Here is a 16,196-nt window from a genome sequence, read left to right on the forward strand (position 1 = left end):
CCGAGGAAATCGGCTTCCTCGGCGTCATGTCCGGGCCGCTGGTCCGCTCCTCCTACCGCGCCGGCCGGCTCTGGGCCACCGCCATGCGCAAAAAAGGGTGGGACATCCCCGCCGAACTCGCCCACATCGAATCCTCCGGAACCACCCGCCAGGAAGCCAGCACCCTCCTCGCTGCGCACTCCTAGGGAGAGCACCGACACAGCAATTAGCGTCCACAAGGGCCGGACGCCGGAGTATTCCGGCGTCCGGCCCTTGGGCTTAAGTCACGTAGAATTGAGGCACTATGGCGAAATCCCCTGACTCCAGCAACTCCACCCCTGCGGGCTCAAGCGCTGAGAAGCGCGGCCTCTTCTCGCGCAAGCCGAAAGAAGCAAAGGTCAAGAAGCCCAGCCGGCTCAAGCAGATCCGCGAAGTCTTTACCATGACGCGCCGGCACGACCCCATGGTGCCGTGGCTGATGCTGCTGGTCTTCCTTGGCGTCGTGGCCTTGAGCTTCCTGGTGGGCTTCTGGCTGGAGAACTGGATCACGGGCCTGATCATCGGCATCCCGCTTGGTTTGCTCGGTGCAACCCTGATCCTTTCGCGCCGTGCCGAGCGTGCCGCTTTCGCCCAGATCGAAAACCAGCCCGGGGCGTCCGGTGCGGCACTCGGAACCCTGCGCCGTGGCTGGATCACTGAAGAACAGCCCGTCGCCGTCAACCCGCGCACGCAGGACGCCGTGTTCCGCGCCATCGGCCGTCCCGGCGTCGTATTGGTCAGCGAAGGCCCCACCCACCGGGTGAAGCCCCTCCTCGATGCCGAGCGCAAGCGCCTTGCGCGGATCCTGCCCAACGTCACCGTGCACGTCATTGAGAGCGGCCGGGGCGAGGGCCAGGTGCCGCTCAGCCAGGTTGCCAAGAAAATGGGCAAGCTGAAGAAGGAACTGACGAAGCTTGAAGTCAATGCCGTGTCGAAACGGATCTCGTCGCTGGGAAACAGGCTTCCCATCCCCAAGGGCATCGACCCATTCAAGGCCCGTCCCAACCGCGGACGCTAGGCCTGGGAGACGCCCCGGTTTCCGGCTCCTGCCGGTCGCCGGGGCATTTTTCTTGCACCCGCCAGCCACTTTCCACTGCCCAACCAAGGACAGGACGTCATCATGCCACTAAAGAACCTGGTCATCCGCGCTTTCCGGATCCTCGCCGTCGCCGAAGCCATCAGTTGGGCTGCCCTTCTGATCGGCATGTATTTCAAGTGGATTGCCGGCACCACCGAGGTTGGCGTGCAGGTGGCGGGCCCCATCCACGGTGCGTTGTTCGTGGGGTACGGCGTTGCGGCGCTGGCCCTGTGGCGGCTGCAGCGCTGGCCCTTCACCGTGGCGCTCTTTGCCGGCATCTCCGCCGTTTTCCCGTTCGCCACCATCCTGTTCGAACGGTGGGCGGGCAAGCGGGGGTACCTCGGCAACGCGTCCGAGGAAACCGGCCTCGCTGCTCCGAGGGAGTCCTCCCGCGTCTAGCGTCGTCCCCCGGACTCCTTCGACGGCGCCTACCGGCGGATGAGCAGTGTGTTCATGGCCTTGTCGTGGAGCCCGCGCTGGTCCGGATCGAAGATGACGGCGGGAATCACCAGGCAGAGCAGCACAGCCCTCACCAGCGCCGCCAGCGGGCCCGGAATTCCACCGCCCGGCTTCACCACGGCAATTCCCATGGCGCGGTGGCCAATGCTGTACCCGAGGGTCCCCACCAGGAGGATCTGTTCGACGGCAAACACCGCCAGGGTGGCCCAGGAATTTCCGCCGAAGGCAAAGTTGCTGATCAGCAGTGCGATGCCCCAGTCGATCATGATCGCCAGGATGCGGCGGCCCGCGCGTGCAATGGAGCCGGGGCCGGATTCCGGAAGTCCCAGCCGCTCCCCCGGATACTTGGAGATACCGGAGGTGTCCGGTCCGCTGAGCCAGGAACCAATGTCTTTGCGATCTACCACTGTCCAAGTTTACCGACCGCCGAAGGCATCCGCGCCCACATCGCGGATGGGGTTAGACCACACTGTGGACTGGGGATAGCGTGGCCATAACAGGGCATTATGTAACCTGCCCGAAACAATGCGGACACGGACGGGAAATGCCGCGTCCATAGGCTGTTAGCAGTTTCAAGCAATCCCCAGGCAGGAAATACAGCAGGGAAAACCTTGCGTTCTCCCTGCTTTCGGATTGCGCTGGATCAGATGGCTGTCACGCCAGATATTACATATGCGTTAGGAGCATAGATGTTCACGACTGCGGACGAAGTCCTCAAGTTCATCAAGGACGAAGATATTAAGTTCGTCGATATCCGCTTCACCGATCTTCCGGGCGTCCAGCAGCACTTCAACGTTCCCGCCAAGAGTGTTGACGCCGACTTCTTCATCAACGGCCAGCTCTTCGACGGCTCCTCCATCCGCGGCTTCCAGGGCATCGCCGAGTCGGACATGCAGCTGATCCCGGACGTCACCACCGCATTCCTGGACACCTTCCGGATGGAAAAGACGCTCGCTCTGAACTTCTCCATCGTGAACCCCCGCACCGGAGACCCCTACCACCGCGACCCCCGCGGCGTGGCCGAGAAGGCTGAAGCCTACCTGGCGTCCACCGGCATCGCCGACACCGCGTTCTTCGCTCCCGAGGCTGAGTTCTTCGTGTTCGACAACGTCCAGTACCAGTCCTCCCCGCAGGGCAGCTTCTACAAGATCGACTCCGAGGAAGCCCACTGGAACTCCGGCCGCGAGGAAGAGGGCGGCAACCTCGGCTACAAGACCCCTGTCAAGGGCGGTTACTTCCCGGTCTCCCCCACCGACAAGCAGGCTGACCTCCGCGACGCCATGTGCGTTGCCCTGGACGAGGCCGGACTTGAGGTTGAGCGCAGCCACCACGAAGTGGGCTCCGCCGGCCAGGCCGAAATCAACTACAAGTTCACCACGCTGACCCACGCGGCCGATGACCTGCAGAAGTTCAAGTACGTCGTCAAGAACACCGCAGATGCCTGGGGCAAGTCCGTGACCTTCATGCCGAAGCCGGTATTCGGCGACAACGGCTCCGGCATGCACTGCCACCAGTCGCTGTGGAACGGCGGCCAGCCGCTGTTCTACGACGAGAAGGGCTACGCCGGCCTGTCCGACACCGCCCGCTGGTACATTGGCGGCCTGCTCAAGCACGCCTCCGCCGTCCTGGCCTTCACCAACCCGACGGTGAACTCCTACCGCCGCCTGGTCAAGGGCTTTGAGGCTCCGGTCAACATGGTGTACTCGCAGGGCAACCGCTCCGCCGGTATCCGCATCCCCATCACGGGCAGCAACCCCAAGGCCAAGCGCATCGAGTTCCGCGCACCGGATCCCTCCTCCAACCCGTACCTGGCCTTCGCTGCTCAGCTGATGGCCGGCATCGACGGCATCCGCAACCGCATCGAACCGCCCGCTCCGATCGACAAGGACCTCTACGAGCTCCCCGCCGAGGAAGCCAAGGACATTCCCAAGGCTCCGGGCACCCTCGAGGAAGCTCTCGAAGCCCTCCGCGAGGACAACGAGTTCCTGCAGGCCGGCGGCGTGTTCACCCAGGACCTGATCGACACCTGGATCGAGTACAAGTACGAGAACGAGATCCGCCCGCTGTCCCTGCGCCCGAACCCCTACGAGTTCGAGCTCTACTACGGCGTGTAGCGGAACCGTGCGGCTGCTGGCGGCAGAGTTCGCCGGGAGCCGCAGGAATCCCACGTGAAGCCGGCCCAGGTTTCAATTGTCGAGTTGCTGGATAAACCTACCAGCCAGTAACTTTAGGTTTGCTACCCCACATTCCCCCAAGTGTGAAGTAGCTGGAAAGGTCCCGCGGTTCCCCCAAACCGCGGGACCTTTTCGTTGTCTTGTGATGGCAGGGAAAATTGCAAAGGTGGAGGCCCGGCTCCAGACGTGCTGAGACCGGGAGCCGGACCTCCTGACGAATGCCCCCCGAGACGAAGACTGTTCGAGCCTTCCCCCCAACAAGGTTGAAGAACACCGCCAATCCACATAATCGGGCAAACACTTGACGAGTGCAATGCCTGCCTGCCGCCGTTACCTCATCGTGGCGTCGGCGAAGCTGCGGAACATGGTCCGCTGCGGCCCTGCGCTGCCGCCATTGTATTGGCCGTAATCCGCGAATCCGGCCCGGCGGTAGGCGGCCAGTCCTGCAGGGTTGGCCTCGTTCACGGACAGTACGACGCCGGCCTCCCCGGTCTGGTGCCGGGCGCTCAGCTTGAAGGCAGCCCCAACGGCAGCCGCCGCCGCGTCGCGGCCCATGCCGTTGCCCTGCTGCCGCCGGTCAATCAGGAAACCCCTCAAGAGCCAGGCGCTGTCATCATCCGGCCAGCCGGCCAGGCGGGCCGCCCCGCGCTGCAGGGTCAGGACTCCGACGGCGCGCCCCTCCGCCTCGATGACATAGGGGCGGCGCGACTCCTCTGCGAGACCGGCCAGGGCCATCCGCAGGGGGTCGCCCACGAACCTGTCCTGGCCCGGGTGAAGCTGCAGCCCTGCTACCGCGCCGAGCTGGATGGCCTGGGCGTCGGCGTCGAGGTCCCCCAGCGGAATGAGCCAGACGCTTCCGCTGCTCAGGACTGGGCTGCTCAGGACTGTGCTGTGCCGGAGGTGCTGCCGGCAGCAGGCTCAGTGGGCAGGCCGGCAGGGTCCATCCAGAAAACCTCCCACAGGTGCCCGTCGGGGTCCTGGAAGCTGTGGTTGTACATGAAGCCGAGGTCGCGGGGGTCCTCGGACACCGACCCCCCGGAGGCAAGGGCGGACTTGACCGCCTGGTCCACGGCGTCCCGGCTGTCCACGCTGTAGGAAATGATCGCTTCGGCCGCCCCTGCGGTTCCGGCGACGTCCTTGGACGTGAAAGTCCGGAAATAGTCCTCCACCAGGAGCATCACATAAGCGTTGTCATTGATGATCATGCAGGTGGCGTTCTCGTCCGTGTAGTCGGGGTTGAAGGAGAAACCGAGGGCGGTGAAGAAGTCCACCGAGCGCTGGAGGTCCTTGACGGGCAGGTTCAGGAAGAGTTGGGTAGCCATTGGCCCAAGGTAGCACCGGGCTCCGACACATGTCAGTAATCTGCGGCAGCGGGGCTAGTGGCCGTAGAAAACCCGTTCGAAAACGGCGCGGGCCCGGCGGCTCACCCGAAGGTAATCCTCCTCCAGCGCGGCCGCATTGCCTGGTTCATAGCCGCACCAGCGGGCCACTGCTTCAAGGTCGCGGCGTGACGACGGCAGGAGGTCCGAGGCCTTGCCGCTCCAGATGACGTTGGCGGACCTGATCCGGCTGGCCAGCCGCCAGGCCTGGGCCAGGAGATCCGCGTCCTCCCCCGCAAGCAGGCCCAGGCGGGCAGCCGCTTCCAGCCCGGCCACTGTGGACGTGGTCCGCAGTTCGGGGTGCTTGCCCGCATGCTGCAGCTGCAGCAGCTGGACCAGCCATTCGACGTCGCTCAGGCCGCCACGGCCCAGCTTGAGGTGCCGGGCGGGGTCCGCCCCGCGGGGCAGCCGTTCGGATTCCACCCGTGCCTTGATCCTGCGGATCTCCCGGACGTCCTGTCCGGAGACCGCTTCCGGGTACCGGATGGGGTCGATGAGCGCCAGGAAATCCGCTGCAAGGCCGTCGTCGCCCGCCATCGGACGTGCCCGCAACAGCGCCTGGGCCTCCCAGATGAGCGACCAGCGGCGGTAGTACTCGGCGAAGGAGTCCAGGGACCGCACCATCGCCCCGCTCTTCCCTTCCGGCCTGAGGTCGGCGTCCATCTGGAGTACCCGCTCCGCCATGATGGCTGGTTTCAGGGGCTGGGTCAGCAGGCTGGAGATCTTGGCGACGATGCGGGAGGCCTGCTCTTGCGCCTCCGCCTCGGTGAATCCCGGAAGCGCCCGGTGCACATACATCACGTCCGCGTCGGAGCCGTAGCCGATCTCGCGGCCGCCTTGGCGCCCCATCGCCACCACCAGCACCGCTGTCTTCAAGGGCCCGCTGGCGGAGACGATGCCTTCGGCCACCCGCAGGGCCCCCAGCACCGCGGCACGGTCGGTGTCAGCCAGGGCTGCCCCCACCTGGTCCTGGTCCAGCAGTCCGGCGGAGTCTGCCACTGCGATCCGCAGGATTTCCCGCCGCCGGATCAGCCGGATAAGGCGCATGGCGCTTTCGGGATCTGCGTGCCGGGACATCTTGGATGTGATCTCCTGCCACTGCGCCTCGAACGGCACCGGCGCAAGGTCCTTGTCCTGGCCCAGCCACGCCACCGATTCAGGGGAGACCTCCAGCAGGTCGGCGATCAGCCGCGAGTTTGAGAGCATGTGGCACAGCCGCTCAGCGGCGGCGTTGGAGTCCCGCAACAAGCCGAGGTACCAGTGGGTGGTGCCGAGCGCCTCGCTGACGCGGCGAAAGGCCAGCAGCCCGGCGTCGGGGTCCACTCCTTCGGCCAGCCAGTCGAGAAGGATGGGGAGCAGCTGCCGCTGCAGCGCCGCCCGCCGGCTGACCCCGGCGGTCAAAGCCTCAATGTGCCGCATGGCGCCCTGCGGGTCGCGGTAGCCGAGGGCGGCGAGCCGCCCCTGGGCGGCTTCCGGAGTCAGCCGGGCGTCTTCGCTGCTGAGCCTGGCCGCTGTATTCAGCAGCGGGCGGTAGAAGATACGCTCGTGCAGTTCCCGGACCGAGCGCTTGGTTTTCTGCCAGGCGGCCATCAGCGCGTCAGGATGCGGCCGCTCGTTCGAGAAGGGACCCAGGACGCCTTTCGCCAGTGCCCGAAGCGCGGGCTCGGCGACGGGCATGAGGTGGGTCCGGCGCAGCTGGAAAAGCTGGATCCGGTGCTCCAGCAGCCGCAGGTAGCGGTAGGCGTTGTCGAACGCTGCGGCGTCTGTGCGTCCGATGTAGCCGCCCGCGGAGAGGGCTGCGATGGCGGAGGTGGTGTCCCGCCGTCGTAATGTCTCATCAGCCTTGCCATGGACCAGTTGCAGCAGCTGGACAGTGAACTCGACGTCCCTAAGTCCGCCGCGGCCCAATTTGATCTGCCGCTGTTCCTCCGCGGCCGGGATGTGCTCGGTAACCCGGCGCCGCATGGCCTGGACCGATTCCACGAACCCGTCCCTGCCCGCCGAACTCCAGATCAGCGGGGAAACGGCGTCCTCGTACCGGCGTCCCAGGCCGGCATCCCCGGCAATGGTGCGGGCTTTCAGGAGCGCCTGGAATTCCCAGCTTTCGGCCCAACGGGCGTAGTAGGACTCGTGGGAGGCCAGCGTGCGGACCAGGGGCCCTGACTTGCCTTCAGGCCGCAGGTTGGCGTCCACTTCCCAGAGTCCGGGCTCCCGCGCTACCGAGGAGATGGCGCGGGAAATGCCGGTGGCCAGCGCCGTGCCGATAGTGTTGGCCCGCGCATCCTCCAGGCTGCCGCCGTCCACCACGTAGATGACGTCGACGTCGGAAATATAGTTCAGCTCGCGCGCCCCGCACTTACCCATCCCGATGACGGCCAGCCCCACGTCCGCCACGTCGGGGGCGCCGTACTGTTCCGCGGCCTCCGCCCGCGCGACGGCGAGTGCGGCCTCGATAGCGGCACCGGCAAGGTCTGCGAGTTCCCCGCCCACGGACGGCAGGAAGTCGAGGGGGTCGGCGGCGCACAGATCCTTGACGGCCAGGTCCACCACCCCCCGGCGGTAGGCGGTACGGAGCGCGGCGTAGGCCCCGGGACCGGTTGATCCGGCCACCGGCCGGGCCGCCCGCGGATCGGCTCCCACGGACTGCAGGAGGGTGGCACGCAGGGCCGCCGGATCCCCCGGCAACGGTTCGGGACTGGCCCGGACATTGAAGGCCTCAAGATGCTCGGGGTGCCGGATCAGGAACTCGCCCAGCGCCTCCGATGCCCCCAGCACCCGGTACAGCGGCTCGCTGGCCTCAGGGTCTGCAGCGGCCAGCTCGCGAAGGTCCGGATGCTTTTCGATCAGCCGGACCAGCGACTGCAGGGCGGTGTCCGGGCTGGCCGCCATCTGCAGCCCGGCGAACAGCGTGTCCTGGTCCAGTCCCTCCAGTTCCCGGGCAGCCAGGAACCGTTCGCCTTTGTCCAGGTCGCTGAAACCGGCCGCGATCAGGCGGCGTGCCAGGCTCACGCCCGCCGCCTAAAGGATGCCGAGGTTGCGCTGCAGTTCGTAGGGCGTCACCTGCAGCCGGTAGTCCTGCCACTCGGCGCGTTTGTTGCGCAGGAAGTGCTCGAAGACCTGCTCGCCCAGGATCTGAGGCATCAGCTCCGAATCCTCCATGGAGCGGATCGCATCGTGCAGGCTGGCCGGCAGCGGGTCGTGCCCCATGGCGCGGCGTTCCGCCGAGCTGAGCGACCAGACATCATCCTCGGCGGCCGCCGGAAGGTCGTAGCCTTCCTCGATGCCCTTGAGCCCGGCGCCGAGCAGCACCGCGTAGGCCAGGTACGGGTTCGCGGCCGAATCGATGCCACGGTACTCGATCCGGGCGGACTGGCCCTTGCCGGGCTTGTACAGCGGTACGCGGACCAGTGCGGAGCGGTTGTTGTGGCCCCAGCTCAGGTAGCTGGGGGCCTCGCCGCCGCCCCAAAGGCGCTTGTAGGAGTTCACGAACTGGTTGGTGACCGCAGTGAACTCAGGGGCATGTTTCAGGATGCCGGCGATGAACTGGCGCGCAGTCTTGGACAGCTGGAATTCGGCGCCGGCCTCGTAGAACGCGTTGGTGTCACCCTCGAACAGGGAGAAGTGGGTGTGCATGCCCGAGCCCGGGTGTGCCGTGAACGGCTTGGGCATGAAGGTGGCGTAAGTGCCCTGCTGGAGTGCCACTTCCTTGATGACGGTGCGGAAGGTCATGATGTTGTCCGCGGTCTGCAGGGCGTCGGCGTAGCGCAGGTCGATCTCGTTCTGCCCGGGTCCGCCCTCGTGGTGGCTGAACTCCACAGAGATGCCCACCGATTCCAGCATGGTGACGGCGGTGCGGCGGAAATCCTGGGCAACGCCGCCCGGGACGTGGTCGAAGTAGCCGCCCTCGTCAACCGGCACCGGCGCGCCGTCCGGGCCAAGCTCCTGGGACTTGAGCAGGTAGAACTCGATCTCCGGGTGCGTGTAGCAGGTGAAGCCCATGTCGGCGGCCTTGGCCAGGGTCCGCTTCAGGACGTTGCGCGGGTCCGCCGCGGAGGGTTCGCCGTCGGGGGTAAGGATGTCGCAGAACATGCGCGATGTCTGCTCGGTCTCACCGCGCCACGGCAGGATCTGGAACGTGGAGGGGTCAGGCTGTGCCAGCATGTCCGATTCGAAGACACGGGCAAGGCCCTCGATGGCTGAACCGTCGAAGCCAAGCCCTTCCTCGAAGGCGCCTTCAACCTCTGCGGGCGCGAGGGCCACAGACTTGAGCGAACCCACGACGTCGGTGAACCACAGGCGCACGAAACGTACGTCGCGCTCTTCGATTGTGCGCAGGACAAACTCTTGCTGGCGGTCCATGATGGCCTCTTCTCCGGTCAAACGTCCATGCTCCGGGGTCCGCGACAAAGGGGAAAGCCGGCAGCAGTTCACCAACACTGTACTAAGCATTCGGCGCCGATGCTGGAGCATGCACCGCGCGTAACACAGCGTTAACACCAGGCAGCCGGCCGGCAGTGCCCCGGCGTCCTTTTGCACCGCGTCGCCTGAAGCAGGTGCCTACCTCCGGCTATGACGCTTATCACCCCCGTGACCTGCTGCCCGTGTAGCTAGGACGGCAGGTACGGCACTACGCTCGTGCCATGTCCTCAAGCATCAGCTCGAACGCAAGCGCGTCCGACGACGTCCCCGCACCCTACGGCAGCGGACCAGCACAGGCAGCCGCATCCGTCCCGGCATCAAAGCCAGCCAGGGTGCGGATCCACCACCTGCAGCAGGCCAAACGGGACGGCTCCAGGTTTGCCATGCTGACCGCCTACGAGCAGTACACAGCCGAGATTTTCGACGCTGCCGGCATCGAGGTCCTGCTGGTGGGCGATTCCGCCTCCAACAATGTCTTTGGCAACGAGACCAGCATTCCCGTCACGGTGGACGAACTGCTCCCCCTGTGCCGTGCGGTCGCCAGGTCCGCCAAGCGCGCCCTGGTGGTGGCAGACCTGCCGTTCGGCAGCTACGAGGTTTCAGCAGAGCAGGCCGTCGCCGCCGGCGTCCGGTTCCTGAAGGAAGGCCTTGCCCACGCCGTCAAGATCGAGGGCGGGCAGTATTACGCCCCCACCGTGCGGGCCATGGTGCAGGCAGGCATACCGGTCATGGCCCACATCGGCTTCACCCCCCAAAGCGAGCACGCCCTGGGCGGGTACCGGGTGCAGGGCCGCGGCGACGACGCCCAGCGCCTGATCGACGACGCCGTCGCACTGGCAGAAGCCGGCGCGTTCTGCGTGCTCATGGAGATGGTTCCGGCCGGGACCGCGGCTGCGGTGGACGCGGCCGTCAGTGTCCCCACCGTGGGAATCGGCGCAGGCAACGAAACCACCGGCCAGGTACTGGTCTGGCAGGACATGGCCGGCCTGCGCGGCGGGAGGATGGCCAAGTTCGTCAAGCAGTACGCGGACCTGCGCAGCACCCTCCTGGAAGCCGCCACGGCGTACGGCGAGGACGTGCGGTCCGGGCAGTTCCCCGGCCCGGAACACTCGTTCTAGCCGGGACGGCCCCCCGGGCACACACCCAAGGCCAGCCCGGCACGGCAGCCGTCAGTCGTCGTCGTCCTGCTTTTCCCAGGCCTCATTGCGGGCCCGGACTTTTTCGAGGGCGTGTTCGGCCTCTTCCCTTGTCTGGTAGGGGCCGATCAGCTGGCTCCAGTCCGAGAGCCGGTCTTCTTCCACCTCGTGGGTTTTGATGTTGTACCAGTACTCAGTCATCGTTGCTCCCGTTCCGGCAGGCAGGAAGCTGCAGCGTGATCCGCGTAACACAAATTCTTACGCGCGCCCTCCGCAGCTTCCGGTTGTTAGGCGTTCTGTGGTGCCTTATATGATCAATCTATGCCTTCCCTTGCCTCCACTGCACCCATCGGCACCCTCACCCCCGGTACCGTAGGCCCGCAGCGTCCCGTCCCGGCGTCCATCCCCCGTCCGGAGTACGTCGGCAAGCCTGCCCCCGCCAAATTCACGGGGTCAGAGGTGAAGTCAGCGGAAACCATTGAGAAGATCCGGATTGCCGGAAAGATCGCCGCGCAGGCCATCGCTGAGGTGGGCAAGCACATCCGGCCGGGTGTCACCACCGACCAGCTGGACAAGGTGGGCCACGAATTCCTCCTCGACCACCACGCCTACCCCTCCACCCTCGGCTACCGCGGATTTCCGAAATCGCTGTGTTCCTCGCTGAACGAGGTGATCTGCCATGGCATCCCGGACAGCACAGTGGTCCAGGACGGGGACATCCTCAACATCGACATCACGGCCTACATCAACGGCGTCCACGGCGACACCAACTACACCTTCCTGGTGGGCGGCGTGGATGAGGAGTCCCGCCTTCTGGTGGAACGGACGCAGGAGTCGCTGAACCGGGCCATCAAGGCGGTTGCCCCCGGTCGCGAGATCAATGTCATTGGCCGTACCATCCAGTCCTACGCCAAGCGGTTCGGCTACGGCGTGGTCCGTGATTTCACCGGCCACGGAGTGGGCGAAGCGTTCCACACCGGGCTGATCATCCCGCACTACGATGCCGCCCCCGCCTACAGCACCGTCATCGAGGCGGGCATGGTGTTCACTATTGAGCCGATGCTTACGCTGGGCACCGTGGAATGGGACATGTGGGCGGACGACTGGACAGTGGTGACCCGGGACCGCAAGCGCACCGCCCAGTTTGAGCACACGCTGCTGGTGACCGAATCCGGCGCCGAGATCCTCACCCTGCCCTGACCTGCTGCAGGTATCCTGACGCACTGACACCCCTGATGCACTAACATCCGGCCCCGGCCGGAAACCCCCTTAGGGGCCGGCCATCGGCCGCCCTCCCCTGCCCGCACCTGCCACGAACGGAAACCCATTTTGGCCAAGAAGGACGAGAAGTCGCACAAGAACGCCCCGCTGATCGGCATCGACATCGGAGGCACGGGAATCAAGGGCGGCATTGTCGACCTCAAGAAGGGCAAGCTGCTGGGCGAACGGTTCCGCGTTCCCACTCCCCAGCCGGCCACGCCTGAAGCGGTTGCGGAAGCCGTGGCCCTGGTGGTGGCCGAACTTTCCGCCCGGCCCGAGGCGCCGGCCGCGGGTTCGCCCGTAGGGGTTACCTTTCCGGGCATCATCCAGCATGGCGTGGTGCATTCAGCCGCCAACGTCGACAAGAGCTGGCTGGATACCGATATCGACGCCATGCTCACCGCCCGCCTCAACCGTCCGGTCGAGGTCATCAACGATGCCGACGCGGCGGGCCTTGCCGAGGCACGGTACGGCGCCGGTGCCGGAGTTGCCGGCACCGTCCTGGTGATCACCCTGGGCACGGGCATCGGCTCGGCGTTCATCTTCGACGGCAAGCTGGTCCCCAACGCCGAACTGGGCCACCTGGAAATTGACGGCTTTGACGCCGAAACCAAAGCGTCAGCAGTGGCGCGTGAACGGGACGGCCTGACCTGGGATGAATACAGCGTGCTCCTGCAGCGCTACTTCTCCCACGTGGAGTTCCTGTTCTCCCCGGAGCTGTTCATCGTGGGCGGCGGCATCTCCAAGCGCGCAGACGAGTACCTGCCCAACCTGAAGCTGCGCACCCCCATCGTGCCGGCAGTCCTGCGGAACGAGGCAGGCATCGTGGGTGCCGCCATCGAGATCGCCCTGAAGCACAAACTGGCAAAGTAGGCCGGAAACTCCACCAAGGCAGAACGCCCCTTCCGGTACCGGAAGGGGCGTTCTGCATTGGGTGCCGGTGGCGGCTGCGGCTTCCCCTCCGCTGCGGCCACCGGAGATTACAGGGGGCTCTTTTCAGCGCCCTTGGTGTTCTTGGCCGCCCCGCCCTTGGCGTCCTGCTCGGCCTCGTGGCGCAGCAGGGAGATTGCCGTTTCGAAGTCCTCAAGGGATTCGAAGGCCTGGTAGACGCTGGCGAAGCGCAGGTATGCCACCTTGTCCAGTTTCTGCAACGGACCGAGGATGGCGAGGCCTACCTCATGCGCGTCAATTTCCGCGGCCCCTGAGGCGCGGATCTGCTCTTCGACTTCCTGGGCAAGCAGTGCCAGGTCATCCTCGCTGACGGGCCGCCCCTGGCAGGCCTTGCGTACCCCGTTGATGACCTTGCTGCGGCTGAAGGGCTCGCCAACGCCGGAGCGCTTGATGACGGACAGGCTGGTGGTTTCGACCGTTGTGAACCGGCGGCCGCACTCGGGGCACTGGCGGCGCCGGCGGATGGCCGAGCCGTCGTCCGCCATTCGGCTGTCCACCACGCGGGAATCAGGATTGCGGCAGAACGGACAATACATGGCGTCCCTCTCTCGCATCGTCCCGCTGCCGGGAGCACCCAATTAAGCGCGCGGCAGACCCGCGCTGTTGCGTCTACCAGTTTACGGGCACATCTAGCGTAATAACAATCCTGTAATTACTACATGTAGTGCTCAGGCGCCCGTGAAACGGGCGGAGACGGCGTCGCCGTGCGCGGGAAGGTCCTCCGCCCGGGACAGGTTCACAATGTGGCTGCTGACTTCCTCAAGTGCGTCCCTGCTGTAGTTGACCACCTGGATGGCGCGCAGGAACGTGTTCACGTTGAGTCCGGACGAGAACGCAGCCGTGCCGCTGGTGGGAAGAACGTGGTTGGAGCCGGCGCAGTAGTCGCCCAGGCTGACGGGGCTGTAATCCCCCACAAAAATCGCGCCGGCGTTGCGGATCCGCGCGGCAACGGCGGGCGCATCCCGGGTCATAATCTCCAGGTGCTCCGCGGCGTAGGCGTCACAGGCGGCGATGCCCTGCTCCAGGTCCGCCACGAGGACCACACCGGATTGCGGGCCGGACAGGGCCTCGCGGACGCGGGCCGAGTGCTTGGTGGCAGCCGCCTGCCGGTCCAGCTCGACACGGACGGCGGAGGCAAGCTCCTCGGAATCAGTAACGAGTACGGAGGCGGCCTGCGGGTCGTGTTCCGCCTGGCTGATCAGGTCCGCGGCAACGAGGGCAGGCTGGGCGGATGAATCAGCCAGGATGGCAATCTCGGTGGTCCCGGCCTCGGAGTCGATACCGACGACGCCCTTCACCAGGCGCTTGGCGGTGGCAACGAAAATGTTGCCCGGGCCCGTTACCACGTCCACGGGCTCAAGGGCGGGGCCGGCTGCCGTTGCCTCCACCCCATAGGCAAAGGCCGCAATGGCCTGTGCCCCGCCAATCGCGTACACCTCCGTAATTCCCAGCAGTGCCGCCGCCGCGAGGATGGTGGGGTGCGGCAGGCCACCGTATTCCTTTTGCGGGGGCGATGCGAGGGCGATGGACTCCACCCCGGCCGCCAGCGCGGGAACCACATTCATGATCACCGACGACGGGTAGACCGCCAGGCCCCCGGGCACATACAGCCCAACTCGAGCCACCGGTACCCAGTTCTGGCTGACCACGGCCCCGTCCCCGAGTTCCACGTCAACGTTGCGCGGGCGCTGCCCGTCCGCAAATTTGCGTGCCCGGCTAATGGACTCCTCGAGTGCTTCCCGCACTGCCGGGTCCAGCCCGTCCAGGGCCTCGGCGAGGGCTTCCTTCGGAACCAGCGGGTGCTCCTGGGCAACGCCGTCGAACCGGAGCGCCAGTTCGCCGAGGGCTTGGAAGCCGCGCTGGCGGACGGCCGCGATGATCTCCAGGACCTTCCCCTCGGCGTCCGCAACCGTCTGGCCTTTCGCGCGGGGCACTGCTGCGCGCAGGCCCGCGAGAGTGAGGCTTTGTCCCCGGACGTCAACGGTACGAAAGTTCACGGCAGCGGTGGCGGGGGCGGGAAACTCCGAAGAAATGGTCACCGGACCATTTTAGGGGGCGCCGCGGCCGCCCCTGCCAGCGGACCCTTCCGGGGCGGGACGTCGGCGGGCTGCTCCGGGGCTGGCCGGCCCGCCGCCGGGTTTCTTTCCCAGCAGGTCCAGCAGTTCGAGCAGGAAGACGGATACCGCCGTAGCCGCCGGCCACAACAGCAGCACAGGCAGTGCACGGAGGGAGAAAGCGACGCTGGCATTCGCTGAGGTGTCCACTGCCGGCCCCCACCATGCGGCGGACAGCATGCCGGCCTGCCAGGCCACGAGGCTGCCGGCGAGGGCACCGGCAAGCCCAAGCAGCAGCGCCGCCTGCGGATTGGCGCGTTTCTTGTCGGCCAGGAAGACTGCCAGCACGCAGCCGGCCACAACCATGATGCCGGCAAGGGTCAGGTCGCGCGGCAGCCAGACGGCGGGGTTGCCGCCGGTGGCGAGGCCCGGATCCCTGGTGACCAGGTTCAGGCCGCCGGGGGCCAGCAACCACCAGAGGATACCCGCCGGCAGCCCCGCTGCTACCGGAACCGCCAGCAGGGCCCACGGCAGCCGCGATGCAGCCCGGCGGGAAAGTTTCATCATGCAACAAACCTTAACAAATGTTCCGGCGGCGCCATCCGCGGATCCTGCGGGCCAGGTAATTCCCCGGTGGAGCCAGTGGACAATACGCTGGAGGAGAGCACCCTTCAAGCTGTCAGGAGTTTACGGTGACCGACAACAGCGCGCCCTTCGAGCAGATGTTCCGGGAGATGTTCCGGCGCCATGCCGCCGGGGTTGCCATCATCACGGTGAACTACCAGGACGAGCCTTACGGATTCACGGCCACGTCCGTGGCCTCGCTCTCGGCCAAGCCTCCACGCTTCACCTTCAACATGGCCCGCAGTTCCAGGTCCTGGCCCGCCGTGGCCAACACCACCTACCTCGGCGTGCACATGCTGGGCCTCGAAAACCAGGCCCTGGCCGACCGCTTTGCCCGGACCAGCAACCGGTTCGAGGGCGATCACTGGGAGGTGGGCCCGCACGGCGTACCGATCCTGAAGGACGTGGCCGGGTGGCTCATCGGGGAGGTGCAGATGCGTCTGTCCTTCGAGAACAATGCCGTGGTGGTGGTGCAGGTAGTGGACGGACAGGTCGGCGGGGACGCCCTGCCCCTGCTGTACCACGGCGGAGCCTACGGGCAGCCTGCACCGCTGGACTACGAGATCTGACCTTCCCTGGCACCCCCGCCAAACAGCGGACGACGGCGGAGGTCGGATTCCGCCGTCGTCCGCGGCCTGGTGCCG

Annotated in this window: 16 protein-coding genes and 1 pseudogene; 8 read left to right on the forward strand and 9 right to left on the reverse strand. The window is 66.3% G+C overall.

What is annotated here, in order from left to right; translation table 11 throughout:
• The 3 genes and pseudogenes from AC5RUU_RS17840 to AC5RUU_RS17850 form a co-directional block, all read left to right on the forward strand.
• Nucleotides 1-185, forward strand: a pseudogene (locus AC5RUU_RS17840) (lipoyl synthase); the annotation flags it as partial.
• 98 nt (nt 186-283) lie between these two features.
• On the forward strand, nt 284-1,036 hold the full coding sequence (locus AC5RUU_RS17845; protein WP_493976547.1) for a DUF4191 domain-containing protein: 753 nt from the start codon (nt 284-286) through the stop codon (nt 1,034-1,036).
• 102 nt (nt 1,037-1,138) lie between these two features.
• Nucleotides 1,139-1,495: a DUF3817 domain-containing protein gene (locus AC5RUU_RS17850; RefSeq protein WP_493976548.1), complete on the forward strand. Its 357-nt coding sequence runs from the start codon at nt 1,139-1,141 to the stop codon at nt 1,493-1,495.
• Between the two features lie 29 nt (nt 1,496-1,524).
• Here the strand turns inward: AC5RUU_RS17850 and AC5RUU_RS17855 are convergent, their stop codons facing one another.
• Nucleotides 1,525-1,962, reverse strand: coding sequence for an RDD family protein (locus AC5RUU_RS17855; RefSeq protein ID WP_493976549.1), 438 nt, complete (start codon nt 1,960-1,962; stop codon nt 1,525-1,527).
• A 282-nt stretch (nt 1,963-2,244) separates the two neighbouring features.
• Here AC5RUU_RS17855 and glnA (AC5RUU_RS17860) point away from each other — a divergent pair, with 282 nt between their 5' ends.
• The gene (gene glnA, locus AC5RUU_RS17860; RefSeq protein ID WP_493976550.1) at nt 2,245-3,669 is read left to right on the forward strand and encodes a type I glutamate--ammonia ligase; all 1,425 of its coding nucleotides are present in this window, start codon (nt 2,245-2,247) and stop codon (nt 3,667-3,669) included.
• A 390-nt stretch (nt 3,670-4,059) separates the two neighbouring features.
• Here glnA (AC5RUU_RS17860) and AC5RUU_RS17865 read toward each other — a convergent pair whose 3' ends face one another.
• The 4 genes from AC5RUU_RS17865 to glnA (AC5RUU_RS17880) are packed head-to-tail and all read right to left on the reverse strand — an operon-like array spanning nt 4,060 to nt 9,467.
• Complete coding sequence (locus AC5RUU_RS17865) at nt 4,060-4,596, reverse strand: GNAT family N-acetyltransferase (RefSeq protein WP_493976624.1); 537 nt, start codon at nt 4,594-4,596, stop codon at nt 4,060-4,062.
• A gap of 11 nt (nt 4,597-4,607) precedes the next feature.
• Nucleotides 4,608-5,051: a VOC family protein gene (locus tag AC5RUU_RS17870; RefSeq protein ID WP_493976551.1), complete on the reverse strand. Its 444-nt coding sequence runs from the start codon at nt 5,049-5,051 to the stop codon at nt 4,608-4,610.
• Nucleotides 5,052-5,105: 54 nt separating this feature from the next.
• A complete protein-coding gene (locus AC5RUU_RS17875) occupies nt 5,106-8,117 on the reverse strand; it encodes a bifunctional [glutamine synthetase] adenylyltransferase/[glutamine synthetase]-adenylyl-L-tyrosine phosphorylase (RefSeq protein ID WP_493976552.1) in 3,012 nt (1,003 codons plus the stop codon).
• A gap of 9 nt (nt 8,118-8,126) precedes the next feature.
• Entirely contained in the window at nt 8,127-9,467 is a 1,341-nt protein-coding gene (gene glnA / locus AC5RUU_RS17880) for a type I glutamate--ammonia ligase (protein WP_009359105.1), read from the reverse strand.
• A 281-nt stretch (nt 9,468-9,748) separates the two neighbouring features.
• Here glnA (AC5RUU_RS17880) and panB point away from each other — a divergent pair, with 281 nt between their 5' ends.
• Nucleotides 9,749-10,645 carry a 3-methyl-2-oxobutanoate hydroxymethyltransferase gene (gene panB, locus AC5RUU_RS17885; RefSeq protein WP_493976553.1) on the forward strand — a complete coding sequence of 299 codons (897 nt, stop codon included), beginning with the start codon at nt 9,749-9,751 and terminating at the stop codon, nt 10,643-10,645.
• A gap of 51 nt (nt 10,646-10,696) precedes the next feature.
• Here panB and AC5RUU_RS17890 read toward each other — a convergent pair whose 3' ends face one another.
• Nucleotides 10,697-10,864, reverse strand: a complete 168-nt coding sequence (locus tag AC5RUU_RS17890) for an SPOR domain-containing protein (RefSeq protein WP_493976554.1) — start codon at nt 10,862-10,864, stop codon at nt 10,697-10,699.
• 120 nt (nt 10,865-10,984) lie between these two features.
• Between AC5RUU_RS17890 and map the strand changes: the two genes are divergently transcribed.
• Both map and ppgK read left to right on the forward strand, forming a co-directional pair.
• On the forward strand, nt 10,985-11,863 hold the full coding sequence (gene map, locus AC5RUU_RS17895; protein ID WP_493976555.1) for a type I methionyl aminopeptidase: 879 nt from the start codon (nt 10,985-10,987) through the stop codon (nt 11,861-11,863).
• Between the two features lie 129 nt (nt 11,864-11,992).
• A complete protein-coding gene (ppgK, locus tag AC5RUU_RS17900) occupies nt 11,993-12,796 on the forward strand; it encodes a polyphosphate--glucose phosphotransferase (RefSeq protein WP_493976556.1) in 804 nt (267 codons plus the stop codon).
• 107 nt (nt 12,797-12,903) lie between these two features.
• Here the strand turns inward: ppgK and nrdR are convergent, their stop codons facing one another.
• The 3 genes from nrdR to AC5RUU_RS17915 form a co-directional block, all read right to left on the reverse strand.
• Nucleotides 12,904-13,410, reverse strand: a complete 507-nt coding sequence (nrdR, locus tag AC5RUU_RS17905) for a transcriptional regulator NrdR (protein ID WP_493976557.1) — start codon at nt 13,408-13,410, stop codon at nt 12,904-12,906.
• 132 nt (nt 13,411-13,542) lie between these two features.
• Nucleotides 13,543-14,913, reverse strand: a complete 1,371-nt coding sequence (gene hisD / locus AC5RUU_RS17910) for a histidinol dehydrogenase (RefSeq protein WP_493976558.1) — start codon at nt 14,911-14,913, stop codon at nt 13,543-13,545.
• A gap of 9 nt (nt 14,914-14,922) precedes the next feature.
• Nucleotides 14,923-15,495, reverse strand: coding sequence for a hypothetical protein (locus AC5RUU_RS17915; protein WP_493976559.1), 573 nt, complete (start codon nt 15,493-15,495; stop codon nt 14,923-14,925).
• A 125-nt stretch (nt 15,496-15,620) separates the two neighbouring features.
• Here AC5RUU_RS17915 and AC5RUU_RS17920 point away from each other — a divergent pair, with 125 nt between their 5' ends.
• On the forward strand, nt 15,621-16,121 hold the full coding sequence (locus tag AC5RUU_RS17920; protein ID WP_493976560.1) for a flavin reductase family protein: 501 nt from the start codon (nt 15,621-15,623) through the stop codon (nt 16,119-16,121).
• Nucleotides 16,122-16,196 lie beyond the last annotated feature (75 nt).

This window comes from Arthrobacter sp. K4-10C, from assembly GCF_059090085.1.

Excerpts from the sequence above, each read along its gene's own strand:
- AC5RUU_RS17845 (WP_493976547.1), top strand. The coding sequence starts at position 284 with ATGGCGAAATCCCCTGACTCCAGCAACTCCACCCCTGCGGGCTCAAGC.
- AC5RUU_RS17890 (WP_493976554.1), bottom strand. The coding sequence starts at position 10,864 with ATGACTGAGTACTGGTACAACATCAAAACCCACGAGGTGGAAGAAGAC.
- glnA (WP_493976550.1), top strand. The coding sequence starts at position 2,245 with ATGTTCACGACTGCGGACGAAGTCCTCAAGTTCATCAAGGACGAAGAT.
- AC5RUU_RS17850 (WP_493976548.1), top strand. The coding sequence starts at position 1,139 with ATGCCACTAAAGAACCTGGTCATCCGCGCTTTCCGGATCCTCGCCGTC.
- AC5RUU_RS17915 (WP_493976559.1), bottom strand. The coding sequence starts at position 15,495 with ATGATGAAACTTTCCCGCCGGGCTGCATCGCGGCTGCCGTGGGCCCTG.
- AC5RUU_RS17870 (WP_493976551.1), bottom strand. The coding sequence starts at position 5,051 with ATGGCTACCCAACTCTTCCTGAACCTGCCCGTCAAGGACCTCCAGCGC.
- map (WP_493976555.1), top strand. The coding sequence starts at position 10,985 with ATGCCTTCCCTTGCCTCCACTGCACCCATCGGCACCCTCACCCCCGGT.
- panB (WP_493976553.1), top strand. The coding sequence starts at position 9,749 with ATGTCCTCAAGCATCAGCTCGAACGCAAGCGCGTCCGACGACGTCCCC.
- glnA (WP_009359105.1), bottom strand. The coding sequence starts at position 9,467 with ATGGACCGCCAGCAAGAGTTTGTCCTGCGCACAATCGAAGAGCGCGAC.
- nrdR (WP_493976557.1), bottom strand. The coding sequence starts at position 13,410 with ATGTATTGTCCGTTCTGCCGCAATCCTGATTCCCGCGTGGTGGACAGC.